This window comes from Micromonospora avicenniae, from assembly GCF_900156065.1.
GTDB classification, from domain to species: domain Bacteria; phylum Actinomycetota; class Actinomycetes; order Mycobacteriales; family Micromonosporaceae; genus Micromonospora; species Micromonospora avicenniae.
In genome coordinates this window covers 90,075-108,223 of sequence record NZ_FTNF01000004.1, presented here as the reverse complement: position 1 = coordinate 108,223, position 18,149 = coordinate 90,075, and the positions used below count along the sequence as shown (strand labels likewise).

Sequence of the window (18,149 nt, the reverse complement as noted above, 5' to 3'; positions counted from 1 at the left end):
CCGGCCTGCCGTGGCTTCTCGCCCGGTCACCGCCGCGCCAGGTCGTCCGTGACGAAGTCGAGTGACGCGATGTGCTCCGGGTCGGCCACCGCTTCGATGCCGATGATCCGGTCGGTGACGATGAAGGTCAGCACGATCCGGGTCCGGCCACCGACCACCACGAGCGCGCCCGGCGCGGCATCCACGTACGCGGGGACCGCGGCCTGCGCCCGGCCGTTGAAGAACGCGGCGACGGCGGCCGCGCCACGGGTCTGCGGGGCGGACCCCATGCCGACGGCCACCGGATCCGCCCGCAGCACCACGTGCGGGTCCAGCAGGGTGACCAGATCGTCGAACCGGCCTTCGCGGGACGCGGCGAGGAACGCCTCGACGACCTGCCGCTGACGCGTCGGATCCGTCTCCCGGACCTGGCCGCCGGCCTGTACCCGTCGGCGGGCCCGGCTGGCGATCTGCCGTACGGCGGCGGGGCTGCGGTCGACGACGGAGGCGATCTCGTCGAAGGAGACCGCGAACATGTCGTGCAGCACGAAGACGAACCGCTCGGTCGGCGCGAGAGTGTCCAGCACGACCAGCAGTGCCCGTCCGACCGACTCGGTGCGAACGGCCTCCCGCTCCGGGTCGGCAGGTTCGCCGTCCGTCGGACCGGTCGCCGGTTCGCCGTCGTCCCACGGCTGCTCGGCCCGGACGGTACGAGACCGCAACCGGTCCAGGCAGACGCGGCCGACCGTGGTCGTCAGCCAGCCGGGAAGGTTGTCGATCCCGTCCGTCTCCGCCCGGGTCAGCCGCAGCCAGGTGTCCTGGACGGCGTCCTCCGCCTCGGCGTCGGACCCGAGCATCCGGTGGGCCACCGCCCGCAAGTGCGGTCGGTGCTCCTCGAAGCGCTGAGCCAACAGGTCCGCATCGCGCATGTCTGCACACCTCTTCACACGGGCGTCGATGTGACCGCAGCCACATCTGTCACGGACTCGGGCCGGCCGTCGACATACCGGTGAACGGGCCGGACGTCGCGCCACGGTGGACACCCGGCCAGCCTAGAGGAAGGGACGAACAAGATGATCATCGAACCGCGTATCGCGAACCCCGCCGGACTGCTGCCGGACGCGGTGAAGGCCGTCAACCTGCTGTACAAGGCGGCCCACTCGGCCGGCGTGCCCCAGCGCACCCTGGAACTGGTGCACCTGCGAGCCAGCCAGATCAACGGGTGCAGCGCCTGCGTCGACTCGGGAGCCCGGGAGATGCGCAAGGCGGGGGAGACCGACGAGCGGCTGTTCGCGGTGGCCGTCTGGCGCGAGACGCCGTACTTCACGGAGGCCGAGCGGGCCGCGCTCGCGCTCGCGGAGGCCGCCACCCGCCTCGCCGACCGGGCCGACGCCGTACCGGACGACGTCTGGGCGGAGGCCGCCCGGCACTTCGGGGAGAAGGAACTGGCGGCGATCGTGCTCTGGATCGCCACCACCAACTTCTTCAACCGGATCAACGCCGCCACCCGCCAGCCGGCCCCGCAGAACTGGGGCTGACCCGACGGCGCGGACCGGGACGGGCGGCGGCTGCGGCCGTCACCCCGCCCGGTCCGTAGCCGGGTCGGCCGGTCGGACCCAGGCGGTCCGCGGGGCCTACGTCCCGGCACGGAACCCTATGCTGGCATCCGTGCGGGATCGACGGGTGGTACTTCTGTGGTCGGCGTTCGCCGCCGTCGCGCTGGTCTCCGCCGCGCTCGTCCTGCGGCGCGAGGACCGACTCTCCGATCTGCACATCTACTACGGGGCGCTGCTCGACCTGCGCGCCGGGCGCCCGCTGTACGGGTACGTCGCGGAGAACGGCGGCCCCTTCACCTACCCGCCGTTCGCGGCCCTCGCGCTCTGGCCGATCACGCTCGTGCCCGAGTCGGTGGTGCAGGTCGGGTGGCTGCTGGCGACCTGCGCGGCGGTCGTCGTCGTCGCGGTGCCGGTGGGCAGGGTGTTGGCGCGCGGCCGGTCGCGGCGGCACGCGGCGGTGGCTGTCGTGGCGCTCGCGCTGATGCTCTCCGCCCCGGTGCAGAGCAACCTGCGTTTCGGTCAGGTCAGCATCTTCGTCGTGCTGCTGGCACTGCTCGACGGCATGGAGGTCGTTCCGCCGCGCCTGCGGGGAGTGCTCGTCGGCGTGGCGTCGGCGATCAAGCTCACCCCGCTGCTGTTCGTGGTCTACTACCTGGCCGCCGGGCGTTACCGGGACGCGGCCCGCGCGGCGGCCACGTTCCTGGCCTGCGCCGGGCTCGCGGCCGCCGTCCTGCCGGGGGAGAGCTGGACCTACTGGGCCGGGACGGTGCTGGAGACCAGTCGGATCGGCAATCTCGCCTCACTGGGCAACCAGTCCCTGCACGGGATGCTGCTGCGGCTCGGGCTCGACGCGGGTTCCCTGCCGCTGGTCTGGGCCGGCCTGGTGGCTGTCGTCTGCGCGGTGGCGCTACTGCGCGCCCGCCAGCTGGCAACGCAGGGGTGCCCGGGGCACGCCGCGGTGCTCGTCGGGTGCGCCACCGTCGCCGCGTCGCCGGTCTCCTGGACGCATCACCAGGTCTGGCCGGTGCTGGCCGCGATGCTGCTGATCGGGACCACGGGGGTGGCCCGCAGGGCGGCCGGCGTCGCGCTGCTGACCACGATGGTGGTTTCGCTGGGCGCCGCATTGAGCGCCGTCTCGATGCGGCCGGGGGTGCAGTTCCTGCTCGAGAACGCCCGCGCGCTCGGTGTCGTGGCGCTCTGCCTCACCGGTTTCGGCGGGGTGGCGGTCGTCGCGGCCCGGACGAGACGCTCGCGGATTACCGGCCGGGCCTGGCTGCGCACCGGGGTCGCGGCCGCGACGGCCGTCGCGTTCTTCGCCGTGCAGCCGCTGCCGGCGGGCGCGGACCCGACCTTCAAGGCGTACGCGCTCGACGACGTGGCGAACCCGCGCTACTTCTTCGTCTGCCGAAGCGCCGTCGAGTGCGCGTCCTACGACACGGGCGGGCCGGTCACCTTCGGCACCCGGGCCGAGAAGACGAAGGTGCGGGTGAACGGGGTGGTGTCGGCGGAGGTGGCCCGACTGGAGTACCACTCGGCCCCGGGCGGTCCACCGCGCGTCATTCCGCTGCTGTCGCCCTACCCAGGCCCCCGGGTCTTCTCGTTCCGGTCCGCGACCATGGTGCATGGGTGGTTGGTCGCCTATGACGCGGGCGGCCACCCGATCGCCACCTTCGACGACGAACTCGCCGCCGCGTTCGGCCGGTAGCCAGGACTGCGGCGATCATTCCGGGAAGTCGTCGTACCTCCAGTCCCAGCTGACGCGTCCACCGTTGGGTAGCAGGCGGGCGAGTGGCGCCGTGGCCCGGGAGGGTTCCGCCGACTGCGCCAGCGCGGGGGAGAGGTACAGCAGAGCGTGCCACCGATCCTGAAGTCCGGCAGCGTTCCCCTCCGCGACCAGCGAGTCGAAGTCGCGGACGTCGGACAGAACGTCGTCGGAGATGGTGCCGAGAGCTACCGCGACAGCGGGGTCGAGTTCGAGGCAGGCCCGCGCGAAGAGCCGGCAGAAGTCGCGCCAGCGCTCGGACTCGGCGGCGACATGCTCACGGAAATCGCGAGCGAAGTAGCTGATGATCAGCGTTGTTCCGGTCGGACCGCTGGTCAGCTGTGCCCGGCAGTCGAGCCCCGCCCACTCGCAGTTCAACATCGACGAGTGCTCGTCGAAGACGAGCCTGTCCGAACGAAGGTCGATACGACTCGACAGGCCCCGCAGCCATTGCTCGTCGTCGTCCGCACCTGAGGCAAGGTAGAACGCGGTGGCGTCGCGCCACTCGGTCATCGGTCGCCTCCGTCGATCCACGGCCCGAGCACCGTCGTCCGGCGTCCGCCCGGGCCGACCCGACTCTGCAACTCCTCCGCCGCGTCCCTGGTTATTCCGTTGCGGGGGTAGAGAATGATGCGTGGATTGTCGAAGACCGGCCACCCGGGATCCGGGTTCTCGGCCGCGCTCATCTGCCCCCGTAGCTGCTCCCAGTGCTTGTCCACGTCGTTCAGTTGGATCAGACGCTCTCGCTTGGCGTCGATCCACTCGAATCGTCCGTCGCGGAAGCCGACGACGTCGATCTCACGCCTGGTCTCCCCGATGCCCTTGACGTAGACGGACACAGCCCGGACGTCCGGGTGCGCGAGCGCCACGTCCACCTCCCACTCCATGGTCAGCACGCGCGCGCCCCGCTTCTCGTCGTACCTGCTGCCGTCCCGCCCCATCTGGTCCAGATCCCGGCGCAGCTCCCGGAAGTCCTTCTTCAGTCCGTCGATGTTGGCCTTCGGGAACCGTCGCTCGAGTTCGTCGATCTTCCGGCCGAGGGTCTCCGCATTCCTGAGCCAGACGTCGACGTTGTCGCGTCGCTCTCCGGTCGGCGGCGCCTTGTCCTTGAAGCTCGTTGCGAGTTGGAGAGTGCGTTCCCGGAGCCGACCAGCCGCGTGGATCTTCTCGAGGCGCTTCGCCGCGTCCTCGGCGCCGATCCACTCGACCACCGTGTCGAAGGCGGTCAGCGCTTCCGGGTCGCCGTGCAGCGCGGCGCGTAGCCGGTCGAGCAGCTGCTGACTCGGGCCGCCCACACCGCGCGGCTGATCGACGGAACCCCCCGATCCGCCGAGGGGCCGAGGGGCCGCGGCGAGGACCGCCCGGGCACACCGGTTCGCGGCGTCCCGGTGGCGGTACTCGATCTGCGTTGCCGTGTGGCGGGCCATCTTCCGTTCGAACTCACACATGCCCGCGTTGCGACCGAGTCCCAGGAGGTACTGCCGTAACGGCTCCTGAAGAGCCTGACACTGCCGGAAGGCAACGGCCTCGTCGAGGCCTCGCCAGACCTGGCCGCCGACGCCCGCAGGCACCGGCGCATGCTGCGCATATGCCCTCAGCAGGCTCACGTACTGTTCGTGGGCCTGGATCCCGCGTTGGAGGGCCGCCCGGGACGCGATCCGGAGCTGATCCAACTCCTGGGCGTAGACGAGCAGAGCCGTCGCGCAATCGCCGTACGCGGCATTCAACGCGGCGGCCTCTTTCGGCAGCGGATCGAGCCGCCCGTCGAGCAGCTCCGCGTAGTCGCCCCAGAGCCGCAGCCGCGCCCGGTCGGCTATCACCGCGCGGAGCCGGTCACCCCGTCGGCGGGCCAGTTCGGCCTGCTGCCGCAGCCGCTCCGCGAGCGCCCGGACCTGTTCGGGTGACCCGGGTGCCGGGTCGCTGGTCCGATCCAGGACCGACCAGTTCTCCATCCGGCGGGCTCAGCCGAGCCCGCCGGCGAGCCGGTTGTCGAGGTCCTGGTACTCCCGGACCACGTCGTTGAGGAACGTCGACATGCCCTCGAGGCCGTCGATCATGTTCTGTGCACCGGTCGACCACTGCTGGTACGAGTCCTGGAACCGACCCGAGGCGAGCTGGGTCCGGAACTCGCTGCCGACCAACTGGTCGATCATCGACTTGAGGGCCTGGAGGCGCTGGGTCATCTCGGTCTGCCCGGACCGCAACTGCGACGCCGCTCGCTGCAGGCCGTCGTAGCCGACGTTCACATCCGTCACTTCTCGCTCCTCGTCCTGATCGAATCCCGAGAGAGGTGCTGTGTCAGCATCCTGTCGATCGAGTGCTGCCCGGCGGCGACGTCCTTGAGCCACCGGGCGAGCAGCTCCAGCGAGTCGTCCAACTCCTGGTGCGATCGCGCCGTGGCATCTCCGAAGCGGCGCACCGCGTCCTCCACGGCGGAGGAACCGGCGATGCCTGCGGCATCCGGGCGTAGCGCCGCTCCTGTCGCCTCGGATCTGATGCTGCTCAGTTCCTGGGACAGTCGCCGGACCCCCTCGGGGTCGAGGCTGAAACGGTCCGCCATGGTTCGCCACCTCCCCGGCCGTCGCGAGCGCGGCAGCCCGAGCGATCCGTCGCCGAATCAGGGGCCGTGCCACCGGTCGTGTCCCGGTACTGTCCAAAGTGACTTTAGAGGTGAACGGCAAGGAGTGGGTGTGCAGGAGTCCCCGGCCTCGCAGCGGCTGGTGGCGGGGCGCTACCGGCTCTCCGGTCTGCTCGGCCGAGGTGGAATGGGCAGGGTCTGGCGGGCGACCGACGAGCTCATCGGCCGGGACGTCGCTGTCAAGGAGATCCGTCCCGGTCCGGGCCTGTCGCCCGCCGAACGTGTCGTGTCCGGGAAACGGGCGCTACGTGAGGCACGGACCGCCGGACGCATCCACCACCCGGCGGTCGTCACCATTCACGACGTGGTGCCTCCCGACGCCGAAGACGACGCGGTCTACATCGTCTCGGAGTTGGTGGACGCACCGAACCTCGCCGACGTCCTCGCTGCGGACGGAGCCATACCGGCGGCCCGGGTCTGCGCGATCGCGGTCCGGATCCTGGACGCGCTGGCCGCGGCGCATGCCATCGGTGTGGTCCACCGTGACATCAAACCCAGCAACATCATGCTGCTGGGCGGCGACGACGTGAAGCTGGTCGATTTCGGCGTCGCGCAGGGCGTCGGCGAGGAGCGAATGACCAAGAGCGGGGTCATGGGCTCCGGCGGCTATCTCGCCCCGGAGTTGTTCCACGGTGCTGAGCCGAGCCCGGCGTCTGATCTGTGGTCGGTCGGGGTCACGCTGTTGGAGGCCGTCACCGGTCAGGCTCCGTTCGAGCGACCGTCCACCGCGGCGACGATCCACGCGGTCCTCTATGAAGACCTGCCGGAGGTGAGCTGCGACCCGCCGTTGGCCACCGCGATAACCGCGCTGTTGCAGCGGGACCCCGACCGGCGGTCGACGCTCCAGCAGACCCGTGCGGTACTCATCGGCGACGCCGTGGCGGCGCAGGAGCCACCGGGCCCGCCGGTGCCGGCCGCCGCAGCGCCCGAGGGCGAGGAGTGGGAACAACATCGGACCCGGGTGCACGACTCAGCCGGTCGTCGCCCCGTACCCCGGCAACGTCGTATGCCCGCGCCTCCCGATGCGGATGCCGGCTTCCCGGTTTCCACACCGCCCCGGATCCGTCGTACGAACCTGATCCTCCGCGTGATCCTGCCGCTGCTCTGCGGCTGGGCGAGCTGGCTGTTGCTGTACGAGACGTTGGGTGTGCCGCCTGTGATGGCTTTTTGGGCGGCGCTGCTGGCTTTCATGTTCGTGGCCCTCAAGGTCGTCCACTCCTCTCCGCCGGGCCTGCTGCACATCCGCGAGGAGACGCTGGTCTTCGCCATCGGGCGGTTCCCGGCGGGGCGGCCAGGCGGTCAGGTGAAGTTGAGCTGGAAAGACGTCGGCGACGTCGTCGTCGCCCCTGCTGCCGGATCCACCGATCGGAGTGTGCTCGCGGTCGGGCTGGCGCGCGGGGACTGGCCCAGCCCCGAGACGGCAGGGCAGTTCAAGGGGTTCCTGCGGGTGCGCCCGGGAGGCGGCCTGGTATGGACGGTGGGGGACCTGCGTGCTGCTCCCGACGACGTGGCGGCGGCGATCCTCGCCGTGGCACCCGACCATGTACGGGTCGAGTCCGTGGCCGACGAGCCTTCCCGGGCGGTCCGACATCGGCCACGCCGGGGCGCTCTGGTCTTCTGTCTGCTGCTCATCCTCGGCCTGATCGGGGGCACCCACTACTACCGGTACGAGCTCAAGGACGCCTACGCCCTCTCCAAGGACGCGACCTCGGTGGTGGCCTACGCACCCGATGGCACTGCCCTCGCCGGCGCCACCCCCGGCGTGATCACGATCTGGAATCTGGCGACCCGCCGGGCCGACGTGCTGCTCGGCGGACAGTACGACGTCACCGCGCTCGGCTTCAGCCCTGACGGGAAGCTCCTGGTCAGTGGCGACGATTCGGGGAACATCAAGCTGTGGAACGTGGCCGCGCGACGCGCCGTGGCCACCGTCAGCATCCGTGAGACCGACAAGTATGAGATCGTTAGCGTCCAGTTCAGCCCGGACGGCACGGCGGTCGCGGCACTCGACGAGCTCGGAGACGTCGGGCTGTGGCGCCTCAACAACCCCGCCAAGCTGATACCGATCGACACCGAGGACATGGATGTCGACAGCATCCGGTTCAGTGCGGACAACCGCGTCCTCCTCGGCCTCGACGAGAGCACCGGCACGCGGCGGTTCTGGCAGACGAGCAACGGCGCCACAACCCGCCCGTCCGGCACGTTCGCACCGCTGGCGGACGTACAGCCGGACCACTCCGTCCTCATCCGCGACGCCAGGTCGGATCAGATCCTGGTCACGCTCCGCGGCAACAACGACGTCATCGACGCGTACGCCTTCGGGGCCGGCGACCTCTTCGCCACCGCGGCCGAGGCCGGCATCCGAGTGTGGCGCGTCAGTGACGGTCACCTGGTGCAGGCCGTCGCAACCGGCTTGTTCCCGCTCAGCGGTCCCGGTTGCGATGTCATCGCCCTGAACCCCGACGGACGGAGCATCGCCTGCGCCGGCGAGAAGGGTCTCCGGCTCTGGGCGTTCGAGCATGAGGACCGGGCATGATCCTCCGCCTGACGGTGCGGGACGTCGTGACCGGGCAGTGCGACGACGTCGAGGTCACCGCGGCACCGGACAGCGACCTCGGATCACTGTTGTCGGCTCTGCCGGTGGCGATCGACGGCCGGTCATGCTTCGTGGGCACCGAGCGATTGGATCCTCGGGCAACCCTCGCGGAGAGTCCGCTGATGCCGGGCTCGGTCGTCAGCGTCGGCGGTCCCGGTCCGGTCGGTCGCCTCGTCGACGTCGGTGCGGCCGGGGTGCTGGAAGTCGTGCACGGCCCGGACCGCGGTCTCACCGTCGCCCTGCGCCCGGGCCGGCACGTCGTCGCACGGAACTCCACGGTCGCGGTGCCGCTTCGCGATCCGGACGTCTCTCGGCGCGCCCACGCCGAGCTGACGATCCATCAGGACGGCCGCGTCGAGGTGACCGATGCCGGGTCCAGCAACGGAACCTTCGTGGACGGGGCTCGGATCACTGGGACGGCCCGGCTGACCCCACGAAGCGTGCTCGGGATCGGCGCGAACGAGCTGCACTGGAAGCGGATCCCGCCGGACGGCCTACGGGTCACCCGCGCCCCCGACGGGCGACTCGACTTCGACCGCGCTTTCGCCGTTGCGCCGGTGGTGCCCGACCTCGAGGTGACCTTCCCGGTGCGGCAGCCGGCCGTCCGGGGATCGGCCACGATGGTCCTGGTCGGGGCGGGAGTGGCCGTGGTGGCCGCGCTCTTCACCCAGCACCCGTTGGCGTGGCTCGGCGCGGTCGCGGCCATCGTCGGTTACCTGGTCGTCAGTTCGTCGGAGGAGAAGCAGACCAACGAGCAGAAGGAGGCCTTCGCCGCTGCTCAGCGGGCGATCGAGGACCGCATCGCCGCGCAGGTGAAGGCCGAGGCAGCCGCCCGCCGGGTGCTCGCACCCGGGCCGGCGGAGGTCGTCGCGGCGGCGTCCGGTGAGCGAGGGGACCTGTGGACGCGGCGGTCGGACGCACAGCACGGTCTCACGCTGCGCGTCGGCACCGCCGATCAACCGGCCGCCGTCACGCTGCGCGGGGACCCGTGGCCGGGTTTCGAACAACCGACGATGCGCGCCGCGCCGGTGACCGTGGACCTGCGGACCACCGGTGTGTTCGGCGTGGTAGGGCCCGAGGAGGCCGTCGACGACACCTTGCGCTGGTTGGTGATCCAGCTGGCCACCCTGCGAGGGCCTGAGGACCTGCGCCTGGTGCTGATCACCACGGGGGACGCCGATCGGCTGGGCTGGGTCCGGTGGTTGCCGCACCTCGACCCCGGCGCCGCCGCTTCGGTGCCGTGTCTGATCGGCAACACCGCGCAGACCCGCGCCGCCCGGGTGGAGGAGCTCCGGCGGACGATCGCTGCCCGTAGTGCCGACCGGGCCTCCGCCGGCTCGTACGGTGAGGAAGTGGTCGTTGTCCTGGACGGCGCGCTCGCCCTGCGCGAACTGCCCGGAATGAACGAGGTGCTGCGCGACGGTCCGGCGGTCGGGGTCTACGTGATCTGCGCCGACCGCCACGGTATGAACGAGTGCCGAGACGTGTGTGAGGTCGGCCCGCACTCGATGAAGCTCACCCGTGGCCAAGGCGATCCGCCGATCAGCGGTCGGCGGGAGGGGCTGGACATGCCCACCGCGGAACGGCTTGCCCGTGCGCTGGCTCCGATGCGCGACCGGGCCACCCTGGCCGGCACCCAGCACGCCATCCCCAACCGGGTACGGCTGCTCGACCTGTTCGGCTTGGGCGTGCCCGAGGGGCGGGACGTACTCGCGCTCTGGGGCGAGGGGCGGGGACCGCGCACCCGGGTCCTGTTGGGGGTGGACGCCAGCGGGCCGGTCCACGTCGACCTGGCAGAGCAGGGACCGCACACGATTCTCGGCGGTGCCACCGGTGCCGGCAAGAGTGTCCTGTTGCAGAGCCTCGTCACCGCGCTGCTGCTCGGCAACCGGCCCGACGAACTCAACATGGTGCTCGTGGATTTCAAGGGCGGCAGCGCGTTCCTGCCGTTCGAGGGGTGTCCGCACGTCGTGGCGCTCATCCGTTCCACGGGTGAGACGGTCGCCGACGTGTTCGACGACGCCGCCGCAGCTCGTGTGCTGGCGTCCATCCGGGCGGAGGTGAGCCGCCGGGAGGCACTGCTGGCCCGGTACGACGGGGAGATCGATCGGTACTGGCAGAAGCGGCGCTCGGGTGCCGGCCTGCCGCCGCTGCCGCGGCTTGTGCTGATCTTCGACGAGTTCGCCCGGGTGCTCGACACCGTACCCGACTTCGTCCGGGAGTTGGTGAACGTCGCCGCCAAGGGGCGTTCCCTCGGCATGCACCTGGTGCTGGCCACCCAGTCGTTGCAGGGCAAGCTGTCGCCGGAGCTGAAGAACAACGTCTCGCTGCGGATCAGTCTGCGGCAGAACGAGGCGTCGGACTCGGTCGAGGTGCTCGGTGTCCCGGACGCCGCCAGGATCCCGGGTGCGCTGCGCGGCCGGGGAATGATCTTCTGCACCACCGCCGAGACCCGGGTGCCGCAGGAGTTCCAGTCCGGCTACCTCGGTGATCCACCGCCCACCGGAGCCGCCGCCGTCACCGTTCGTACCTTGAATTGGGTCGATCTCGGCGCGCCGAGGCCGCCCGATCCGGTCCCGGTGGGAGAGGCCGTCACCGATCAGGAGCTGGCGATCACGGCCGTCGAGGAAGCCGGCCGGATCGCCGGCCTGGCCGCCCCCTTCCGGCCGTTGCTTCCCCCGCTGCCGCCGCTGCTGACCCTCGACGACCTGCGGCGCCGGCAGACCGAGGAGCCGCCGGCCAGCGGCGTTCCGTTCGCCCTCGCCGACGAGCCGGGGGTGCAGGCGCAGCCGGCCGAGTTCTTCGACCTCGCGGCGGCGGACCGGCTGCTGGTCGCCGGCGGCGCGCAGTCCGGTCGTACGACATTCGCCCGGTCCCTGGTCACCGGGCTCGTCACCCGCTTCGGGCCGGACGAGGCGCACCTCTACCTCGTCGAACGCCGGCCCGGCGGCCTCGCCGACTACGCGGACCTGCCGCACTGCGGTGGTGTGTTCAGCCCGGCGCACCCCGACCGGATCCGCCGCCTCGTCACCTGGCTGCACCACGAGGTACGTGTCCGAGGGACGAGCAGCCGGACCCCGGATGCCGCACCCCCGCCGCGTGTCGTCGTGATCGTCGACGGCTGGGAGCACTTCGAGGACCACACCGATCCGCAGTTCGTGGAGACGTCGCTGCTCACGATGCTGCGTGGGGTCGTCACCGGGGGTGCTCCGCTCGGCGTGCACGTGATCGCCATCGGTGGCCAGGACATGCTCAACCACAAATTGCCGAGCCTCTACAATCGCCGGCTGCTCCTGCCGTTCCCCAACGAGGACACCCGCCGGGCGCATCTCGGCTCGGCGATGGCGAGCCCACCCCCGTTACCCGGCCGCGCCATCGACGCGGCGAGCGGTCGGCATATCCAGATCTGCCAGCCCGACCGCAAGGCCGCCAAGCTGATCGCTGAGGCACGGGCGAGGACCCAGGACGTCGATCCGGCCCGGCTTCCGCGACGGTTCCCAGCCTTGCCCGCCCGGATCACGCTCGCCGAGCTGCCCGGGCCCGACCCGCAGCGGAGTAGCGCCTGGATCCCGATCGGCCGCGGCGCCGACGAGCACGCCAGCGTCGGTGTCGATCTTTTCGAGGCCGGGCCGCACCTGCTGTTGGTTTCCGGGCCGGCCGGAGCCGGGCGCAGCACGGCCGCGGCCGTCGTCGCACACGGCCTGCGGCGGCTCGACGTCGGCGTACTCGTCGTCGCGCCGCCGCGATCACCCCTGCCGCTGCTGCTGCCCGAGAACCCGGGCGTACGGGTGTTGACCGGAACGGCCGTCAAGGACGGCGAGCTGCGTGAGGTGGCCGCGAGCTTCGGAGACAGCCGATACGTGGTGATCGTGGACGACATCGACCAACTCGCGGTGCTCGCCACCGAGCAGGGGTTCACCAACACACCCACCCTGCTCGAGGAGGTCGCCCAGCCGACGGCCCGGGGTAGGCGCGCCCTCGTCCTGACCGCGGACGCCCGGCCGGTACTGACCGGGTTCCCCGGCCCGTCCGCTCGATTGATCAACACCGCGCTCACCACCGGGTACCGCCTGCTGCTCACACCGGAGGACCGCGCGACGGCGCTGGCGCACAACGTCCCCCTGGACCCGGACCAGTACCTCACCGACCCGCCCGGGCGGGGCTACCTGGTCACGGGTCGCACGCCGACGCTGCTGCAGGTGGCCGTGCCGGTTCGATGACTCCCGGCGCGCATGCCACGTCGCGGAACGGTGGGCGACATCCGGCCGCCGTACGCCGACGATGCCGTACTCCCAGCGGTCGTGCCGCCGCCGACGGGCGCTGCGGTCACGCCGTCGGCAGGCCCTGGTGGTTGAGGTAGAGCACGACGCGGAAGGCGTCGCCGTCGTCGTGGAGCAGGAACGACGACGCCAGCCGTACCGGCTTGCGGCCCTGGGTGCGCGGGGCATCCCAGTCGCCCCGGGCCAGCACGTAGGTCTCGTCGAGCCGTTGGCAGTCGATGCGGGTCAGGACCGGCGTGCCGAGGCCCGCGTCGCGGAACGCGTGCTCCCGGCCGGGCAGTGCGGCGAGGAAGGCCGCGCGGGGGACCGGTCGGGCGCCCGTGGCGTCGGCCAGCAGGAACGGGTCGGCGAAGGTTTCGCCGACCGCGGCCGGGTCGGTGTCCCGGGAGAAGGTGGTGAGGAAGGCGCGGACGCGGTCGTCGAGGGTGGCGGGCGAAGCGTCGTGCATGTCAGGCCCTTTCCGGAGCGCGCCGCACGAGGCGGCGGACGAGGGGCGCTCCGGGCCGCGGCGGGGCAGGAGCACGAAGACTCCGCCACGCTAACAGTCCCAAACGGGCATATTAGCACGTAATGCCTGGAGGATCAAGTGGTGGGCGGCTCGTCCGCACTCGTCCGTTCGGCCGATGGCACCGCCTCACCCCCCGGCCCGTTAAGTCAATCAGGCAGGTGGAAGGGGAGTTTCGCCGTTCCCGCCGCCGGGCCGGGCGCGACCGGCATCATGATCTGTCATGAGGAAGTTGCCCGCCGTAGCGGCGATACTGGCTGCCGTTCTGACGGCGGGCTGCGAGGCGCCCGAGCCGGATTCCTTCGTCCGGCCGGTGACTCCGTCCGCCCAGCCCACCAGCGCCGCGCCACCGACCACGCTCACCGTGGTGGCTGCCGGTGACCTGCTCGTGCACCCCGCGCTCAGCGAGCAGGCGGCCGCCGACGCGCGCCGGGCAGGGCGCGACGGGCACGACTTCACCCAGATCCTGGCCGCGGTGCGGCCGAGGGTAAGCGCCGCCGACCTCGCCATCTGTCACCTGGAGACACCGCTCGCCGAGCCCGCCGGCCCCTTCACCGGCTGGCCCAATTTCAGCGTCCCGCCCCAGTTGGCCGACGCCGCTGCCTCGGCCGGCTTCGACACCTGTTCCACCGCCTCCAACCACTCGCTCGACACCGGGGTCGAGGGCATCGCCCGCACGCTGGACAACCTGGACCGGGTGGGTCTGCGGCACACCGGGACCGCCCGGACCCGCGAGGAGGCGATCCGGCCCACCATCCTGGACGTCAAGGGCGTTAAGGTCGGGCACCTGTCGTACACGTTGAGCTTCAACGACATCCCGCTCCCGGCGGGCCGGCCGTGGGCGGCCAACCTGATCGACGCCGACGCCATCCGGGCCGAGGCTCGGCGGGCCCGGGAGGCCGGCGCGGAGATCGTCATCCTGTCGATGCACTGGGGCACCGAGTACCAGCACGAGCCGACCGCCGACCAGGTGGACCTGGCACACGATCTGCTGGCCTCGCCCGACATCGACCTGATCGTCGGTCACCACGTGCACGTGGTGCAGCCGTTCGAGAAGGTGGGCGACAAGTGGGTCGCCTACGGCATGGGGAATCTCATCACGCGGTTCGCCGACGGCTCGGAGGAGCGTTCGCAGGACGCGGTCGTACCGCAGTTCACCTTCACTCGTACTGCGGCGGGTCGCTGGAAGGTCACCGGCGTGGACGTGTTGCCGACCTTCATGGAGTACCGGCCGTTGGCGCGAGTGGTCGACGTGACCGCCGCCGCTGCCGACCCTGGGTCGCCGGCCTTGCTGCGCGCCCGGTACGCGGCTGTCCTCCGGCGGATCGCCGGCCTGGTGGACCAGCGGGGCGCGGTCGCGGCAGGGCTGCGCATGCCGCACTGAGCGTCGTTGACGCCGCCGTCGCCGGCGGCGGCTACCTCGGGCCGGAGCCCGCAGGCCCAGGAACCACGGCGTCGACGAGGTTCAGGTGTCGTTCGACGGCGGCGGTCGTGCGGTCGACGTCTCCCGTGGCGAGCAGGTCCAGCAGGACGCCGCGGAGAACCGCCAGCGTGAGGGTGCGTTCGGCGCGGGCGTCAGCCGTGTCCTCGTGGTCAGGTGAACCGGCGAGGACGGTGAGCCAGTCGTCGACGGTCTGGCGGGCGAAGCCCGCCCAGGGGCCGCGCGGATCGACGAGGGACCGTGCGTACGCCTCCAGCCAGAGGGTCAGCAGTGGACGGTGCGCCGGAGCGACCAGCCACCGCCAGATGGCCCGCACGACGGTGGTCGGATCACCACCCTCCGGGTCTGACCGCACCTGGTCGAGCAACGCCAGTTCCTCGCGGCGTGCTCGGGCGAGCAGTTCCCGGATCAGACCGTCCTTGGACCCGAACAGGAACAGCAGCACGCGCGGGCTGGATCCGATGGCGGTCGCCAGGGGGCGTAGCGACAGATCGGCCAGGCCGCACCGCAGGGCGTACCGGTAGGCGCTCTCGAGTAGTTCCTCCCGGCGCCCGGACGGGGCTCGTGTCGCGTCGCTCATGGCGTTACTCTGCCACTGAAACAGTCGTTTCAGTGGCCTTGGGGGTCGTGATGAACGAGCGATTCAGGATCCGTCCGTTGGGTCAGCCCGGTGACCTCGGCTGGGTGGTGATGGCGCACGGCGAGCTGTACGCGGCCGAGTTCGGCTGGGATGCGACCTTCGAGGCGTTGGTCAGCCGGATCGTCGCCGACTACGCCACCGATCACGACCCACGTCGGGAGGCGGCGTGGATCGCCGAGCTGGACGGGCGCCGGGTCGGGTGCGTCTTCTGCGTCGCCGCAGACCAGGCCACCGCGCAACTGAGGATCCTCCTCGTGCACCCGTCCGCCCGAGGACACGGCCTCGGCGGTCGGTTGGTCGACGAGTGCCTGACGTTCGCTCGCCGCAGCGGTTACACGCACATGACGTTGTGGACGAACGATCCGCTGGTCGCCGCCCGGCGGGTGTACCTGTCACGGGGCTTCACCCTCGCCGAGCAGGAACGGCATCACAGCTTCGGCGTGGATCTCGTCGGCCAGGTCTACGAGATCGACCTGCGCGCCGGCGTCGAGGCGGTGCGGCCACGCCCGGCCGAGCAGGCGGCCATCGGGGACTAGCGCTCGGGCTCGCCGGCCTGCTCCCAGAGCGACCTCATCTCGTCGAACGCCTGCTCCATCAGCTGCACCATGGCTCGGCGGGCGCGCTCGCCGTCGTGCCGCTGGATGGCCTGGGCGACCTCCGCGTGCAGTTGAAGGGCCTGTTCGTGCGGGTGGTGCGGCATGAGGTGGTGCTTGTGCCGGCCGGTGAGCACCTCCGCGATCAGATCCTGCAACCGTAGGAACATCTCGTTGCCGGAGGCGTGCAGCACCCGGCGGTGGAACTCGATGTCCAGGCTCAGGAAGCGCTCCTCGTCGCCGGCCTTGCCCGCGGCCCACATCTTCGCGGCCAGGCCGATGAGATCGCTCGCCTCCTCGTGGCTGGCCCGGGTGGCGGCGAGCAGGGCGGCGTGCGGCTCGACGGCGGTGCGCAGCTCGGTGATCGACCTGAGCTGGGCCATCCGGCCGGCCGAGGCGAGCCGCCACCGGATGACCTGCGGGTCGAAGACGTTCCAGGAGCCGGCCGGACGGATCAGTACGCCCACTCGGCGCCGTGTCTCGATGAATCCCATCGAGGCCAGCACGCGCAGCACCTCGCGGACGACCGAACGCGACACGGCGTACCGGTCGACCAGGTCGTCGATGTTGAGAACCGATCCGGGTGTCAGTTCGCCGCCGCAGATGGCGGTGCCGAGGTGTTCGAGGACGCGCGCGTGCAGTCCGGTCTCGGCAGGGGCGGCGCTGACGGGGGCCCCTGAGGCGGACGCTTCCACGCCACTGATCATATCAGTTAGATCAACACCTTGAATAAGTCTGCTTTTTGCGCCTAGCATCCCGACGTTAAGCGGATGTAAAGAGCGAGGTGGCGCCTCATCGAGGCGATGGCCGCGACAGAAGGAGAGACAAGCGTGCGACGTAGATCGATACTCGGCACTTCTCTGGCCGTGGTCGTCGCGATGGGTGTGGCCGCCTGTGGCGGCGGGGACAGCGGCGAGGGCTCCGACACGCTGCGGATCACCCTGGTGAATCACGTGTGGACCGAGAACCTCAAGAAGGCCCTGCCGGAGTTCGAGAAGCAGTCGGGTCTCAAGGTTGAGGTGACCCAGCTCGGCGAGGACCAGCTCTCCGACCAGTACAACGTCAAGCTGAACGCCGGCTCCAGCGACATCGACGTGATGATGTACCGGCCCCTGCAGGAGGGGAAGCTGTTCGCCAAGAACAAGTACCTCGCCGACCTGACCGACCGCACCAAGTCGGACTCCGCCTTCGAGTTCGGCGACTTCCAGCCCGGGCCGGTGCAGGCCACCACCTACGAGGACAAGGTGGTCGGCGTACCGATCATCACCGAGCAGGAGGTCCTCTACTACCGCAAGGACCTGCTGGAGAAGTCCGGCTTCACCGCCCCGCCGAAGACCCTCGACGAACTCAAGGCGCAGGCGGCGAAGGTCGAGGCCGACAACCCGGGCGTGGCCGGCTTCGTGGCCCGCACCGGCAAGGCGGCCGCCGTCACCCAGTTCTCCAGCTTCCTCTACAGCTTCGGCGGTGACTTCGTCGACGCCGGCGGTAAGGCCTCGGTCGACACCGAGCAGGCCAAGCAGGCGTACGCCTACTACGGCGGGATGCTCAAGGACCACGGCCCGGAGAACATCAGCACCGACATGAGCTGGTCCGAGGCGATGGCCATCTTCACCCAGGGCAAGGCCGCCTTCTACACCGAGGCCAACTCGCTCTACAAGAACGCCACCGACCCGGCCAAGTCGAAGGTGGCCGACACCGTGGGCTTCGCGGCCTTCCCGGCCGGCCCGGCCGGCTCGAAGCCGTACAACATCCCCTCGTGGGCGCTCGGCGTCAACGACGCCTCGGAGAACAAGGACAACGCCTGGAAGTTCATCCAGTGGGCGGCTGGCAAGGAGCAGTCGTTGGTGCAGCAGAAGGCGGGCGTTCCCGGCGCCCGGGCCTCGGTGTGGGCCAACCCGGAGGCCACCTCGACCTACCCGAAGGACCTCGCCGAGGCCACCACGGTCAGCACCGCCAACGGCGTCGGCCACGACCGCCCGCTGGTCGTGAAGGTCGCCGAGGCGCGCGAGATCGTCGGCCAGCCGATCGTCGACGCGATCACCGGCAAGGACTCGGCCGCCTCCGCGGACGCGGCCAACGAGGCGTTCCAGAAGTTCCTCGACGACGAGGCGAAGTAGCCCGACCGTGACGGTGGCGGGGCGCTGACGTGCTCCGCCACC

At 70.9% G+C, this 18,149-nt stretch carries 15 protein-coding genes; 7 read left to right on the top strand and 8 right to left on the bottom strand.

The window, feature by feature from the left end:
- Nucleotides 1-26: 26 nt before the first annotated feature.
- A complete protein-coding gene (locus BXA10_RS08500) occupies nucleotides 27-908 on the bottom strand; it encodes a sigma-70 family RNA polymerase sigma factor (protein ID WP_076469504.1) in 882 nt (293 codons plus the stop codon).
- Nucleotides 909-1,052: 144 nt separating this feature from the next.
- On the opposite strand from BXA10_RS08500, the gene BXA10_RS08495 reads away from it, so the two are divergent.
- Complete coding sequence (locus BXA10_RS08495) at nucleotides 1,053-1,517, top strand: carboxymuconolactone decarboxylase family protein (RefSeq protein ID WP_217696740.1); 465 nt, start codon at nucleotides 1,053-1,055, stop codon at nucleotides 1,515-1,517.
- A gap of 130 nt (nucleotides 1,518-1,647) precedes the next feature.
- Nucleotides 1,648-3,240 (top strand): glycosyltransferase 87 family protein, encoded by a 1,593-nt coding sequence (locus tag BXA10_RS08490; RefSeq protein ID WP_139337922.1) that lies wholly within the window; start codon nucleotides 1,648-1,650, stop codon nucleotides 3,238-3,240.
- A gap of 15 nt (nucleotides 3,241-3,255) precedes the next feature.
- Here BXA10_RS08490 and BXA10_RS08485 read toward each other — a convergent pair whose 3' ends face one another.
- From BXA10_RS08485 to BXA10_RS08470, 4 genes are read right to left on the bottom strand one after another with little or no spacing between them, the layout of a single operon-like run.
- Complete coding sequence (locus tag BXA10_RS08485; protein WP_076469500.1) at nucleotides 3,256-3,810, bottom strand: hypothetical protein; 555 nt, start codon at nucleotides 3,808-3,810, stop codon at nucleotides 3,256-3,258.
- Nucleotides 3,807-5,249, bottom strand: coding sequence for a hypothetical protein (locus BXA10_RS08480; protein WP_076469498.1), 1,443 nt, complete (start codon nucleotides 5,247-5,249; stop codon nucleotides 3,807-3,809). Before BXA10_RS08480 ends, BXA10_RS08485 begins: the two co-directional genes overlap by 4 nt.
- Nucleotides 5,250-5,258: 9 nt before the next feature.
- A complete protein-coding gene (locus tag BXA10_RS08475) occupies nucleotides 5,259-5,552 on the bottom strand; it encodes a WXG100 family type VII secretion target (protein WP_076469496.1) in 294 nt (97 codons plus the stop codon).
- On the bottom strand, nucleotides 5,549-5,857 hold the full coding sequence (locus BXA10_RS08470) for a hypothetical protein (protein WP_076469494.1): 309 nt from the start codon (nucleotides 5,855-5,857) through the stop codon (nucleotides 5,549-5,551). Before BXA10_RS08470 ends, BXA10_RS08475 begins: the two co-directional genes overlap by 4 nt.
- 130 nt (nucleotides 5,858-5,987) lie before the next feature.
- On the opposite strand from BXA10_RS08470, the gene BXA10_RS08465 reads away from it, so the two are divergent.
- Together BXA10_RS08465 and BXA10_RS08460 are read left to right on the top strand one after the other, a co-directional pair.
- Entirely contained in the window at nucleotides 5,988-8,471 is a 2,484-nt protein-coding gene (locus BXA10_RS08465) for a serine/threonine-protein kinase (RefSeq protein ID WP_076469492.1), read from the top strand.
- Nucleotides 8,468-12,751 (top strand): type VII secretion EssC family protein, encoded by a 4,284-nt coding sequence (locus BXA10_RS08460; protein ID WP_076469490.1) that lies wholly within the window; start codon nucleotides 8,468-8,470, stop codon nucleotides 12,749-12,751. The genes BXA10_RS08465 and BXA10_RS08460 overlap by 4 nt, the downstream gene beginning before the upstream one ends.
- Before the next feature lie 106 nt (nucleotides 12,752-12,857).
- On the opposite strand, the gene BXA10_RS08455 is transcribed toward BXA10_RS08460, so the two are convergent.
- Complete coding sequence (locus BXA10_RS08455) at nucleotides 12,858-13,259, bottom strand: hypothetical protein (protein ID WP_076469488.1); 402 nt, start codon at nucleotides 13,257-13,259, stop codon at nucleotides 12,858-12,860.
- A gap of 280 nt (nucleotides 13,260-13,539) precedes the next feature.
- Between BXA10_RS08455 and BXA10_RS08450 the strand changes: the two genes are divergently transcribed.
- Nucleotides 13,540-14,700 carry a CapA family protein gene (locus tag BXA10_RS08450; RefSeq protein ID WP_084752363.1) on the top strand — a complete coding sequence of 387 codons (1,161 nt, stop codon included), beginning with the start codon at nucleotides 13,540-13,542 and terminating at the stop codon, nucleotides 14,698-14,700.
- A 31-nt stretch (nucleotides 14,701-14,731) separates the two neighbouring features.
- On the opposite strand, the gene BXA10_RS08445 is transcribed toward BXA10_RS08450, so the two are convergent.
- Nucleotides 14,732-15,337 (bottom strand): TetR/AcrR family transcriptional regulator, encoded by a 606-nt coding sequence (locus tag BXA10_RS08445; protein WP_076469486.1) that lies wholly within the window; start codon nucleotides 15,335-15,337, stop codon nucleotides 14,732-14,734.
- A 50-nt stretch (nucleotides 15,338-15,387) separates the two neighbouring features.
- Between BXA10_RS08445 and BXA10_RS08440 the strand changes: the two genes are divergently transcribed.
- Nucleotides 15,388-15,933, top strand: coding sequence for a GNAT family N-acetyltransferase (locus BXA10_RS08440; RefSeq protein ID WP_076469937.1), 546 nt, complete (start codon nucleotides 15,388-15,390; stop codon nucleotides 15,931-15,933).
- On the opposite strand, the gene BXA10_RS08435 is transcribed toward BXA10_RS08440, so the two are convergent.
- Entirely contained in the window at nucleotides 15,930-16,685 is a 756-nt protein-coding gene (locus tag BXA10_RS08435; protein ID WP_245828175.1) for a FadR/GntR family transcriptional regulator, read from the bottom strand. The genes BXA10_RS08440 and BXA10_RS08435 overlap by 4 nt on opposite strands.
- 135 nt (nucleotides 16,686-16,820) lie before the next feature.
- Between BXA10_RS08435 and BXA10_RS08430 the strand changes: the two genes are divergently transcribed.
- Nucleotides 16,821-18,107 carry an ABC transporter substrate-binding protein gene (locus BXA10_RS08430; RefSeq protein ID WP_245828174.1) on the top strand — a complete coding sequence of 429 codons (1,287 nt, stop codon included), beginning with the start codon at nucleotides 16,821-16,823 and terminating at the stop codon, nucleotides 18,105-18,107.
- Nucleotides 18,108-18,149 lie beyond the last annotated feature (42 nt).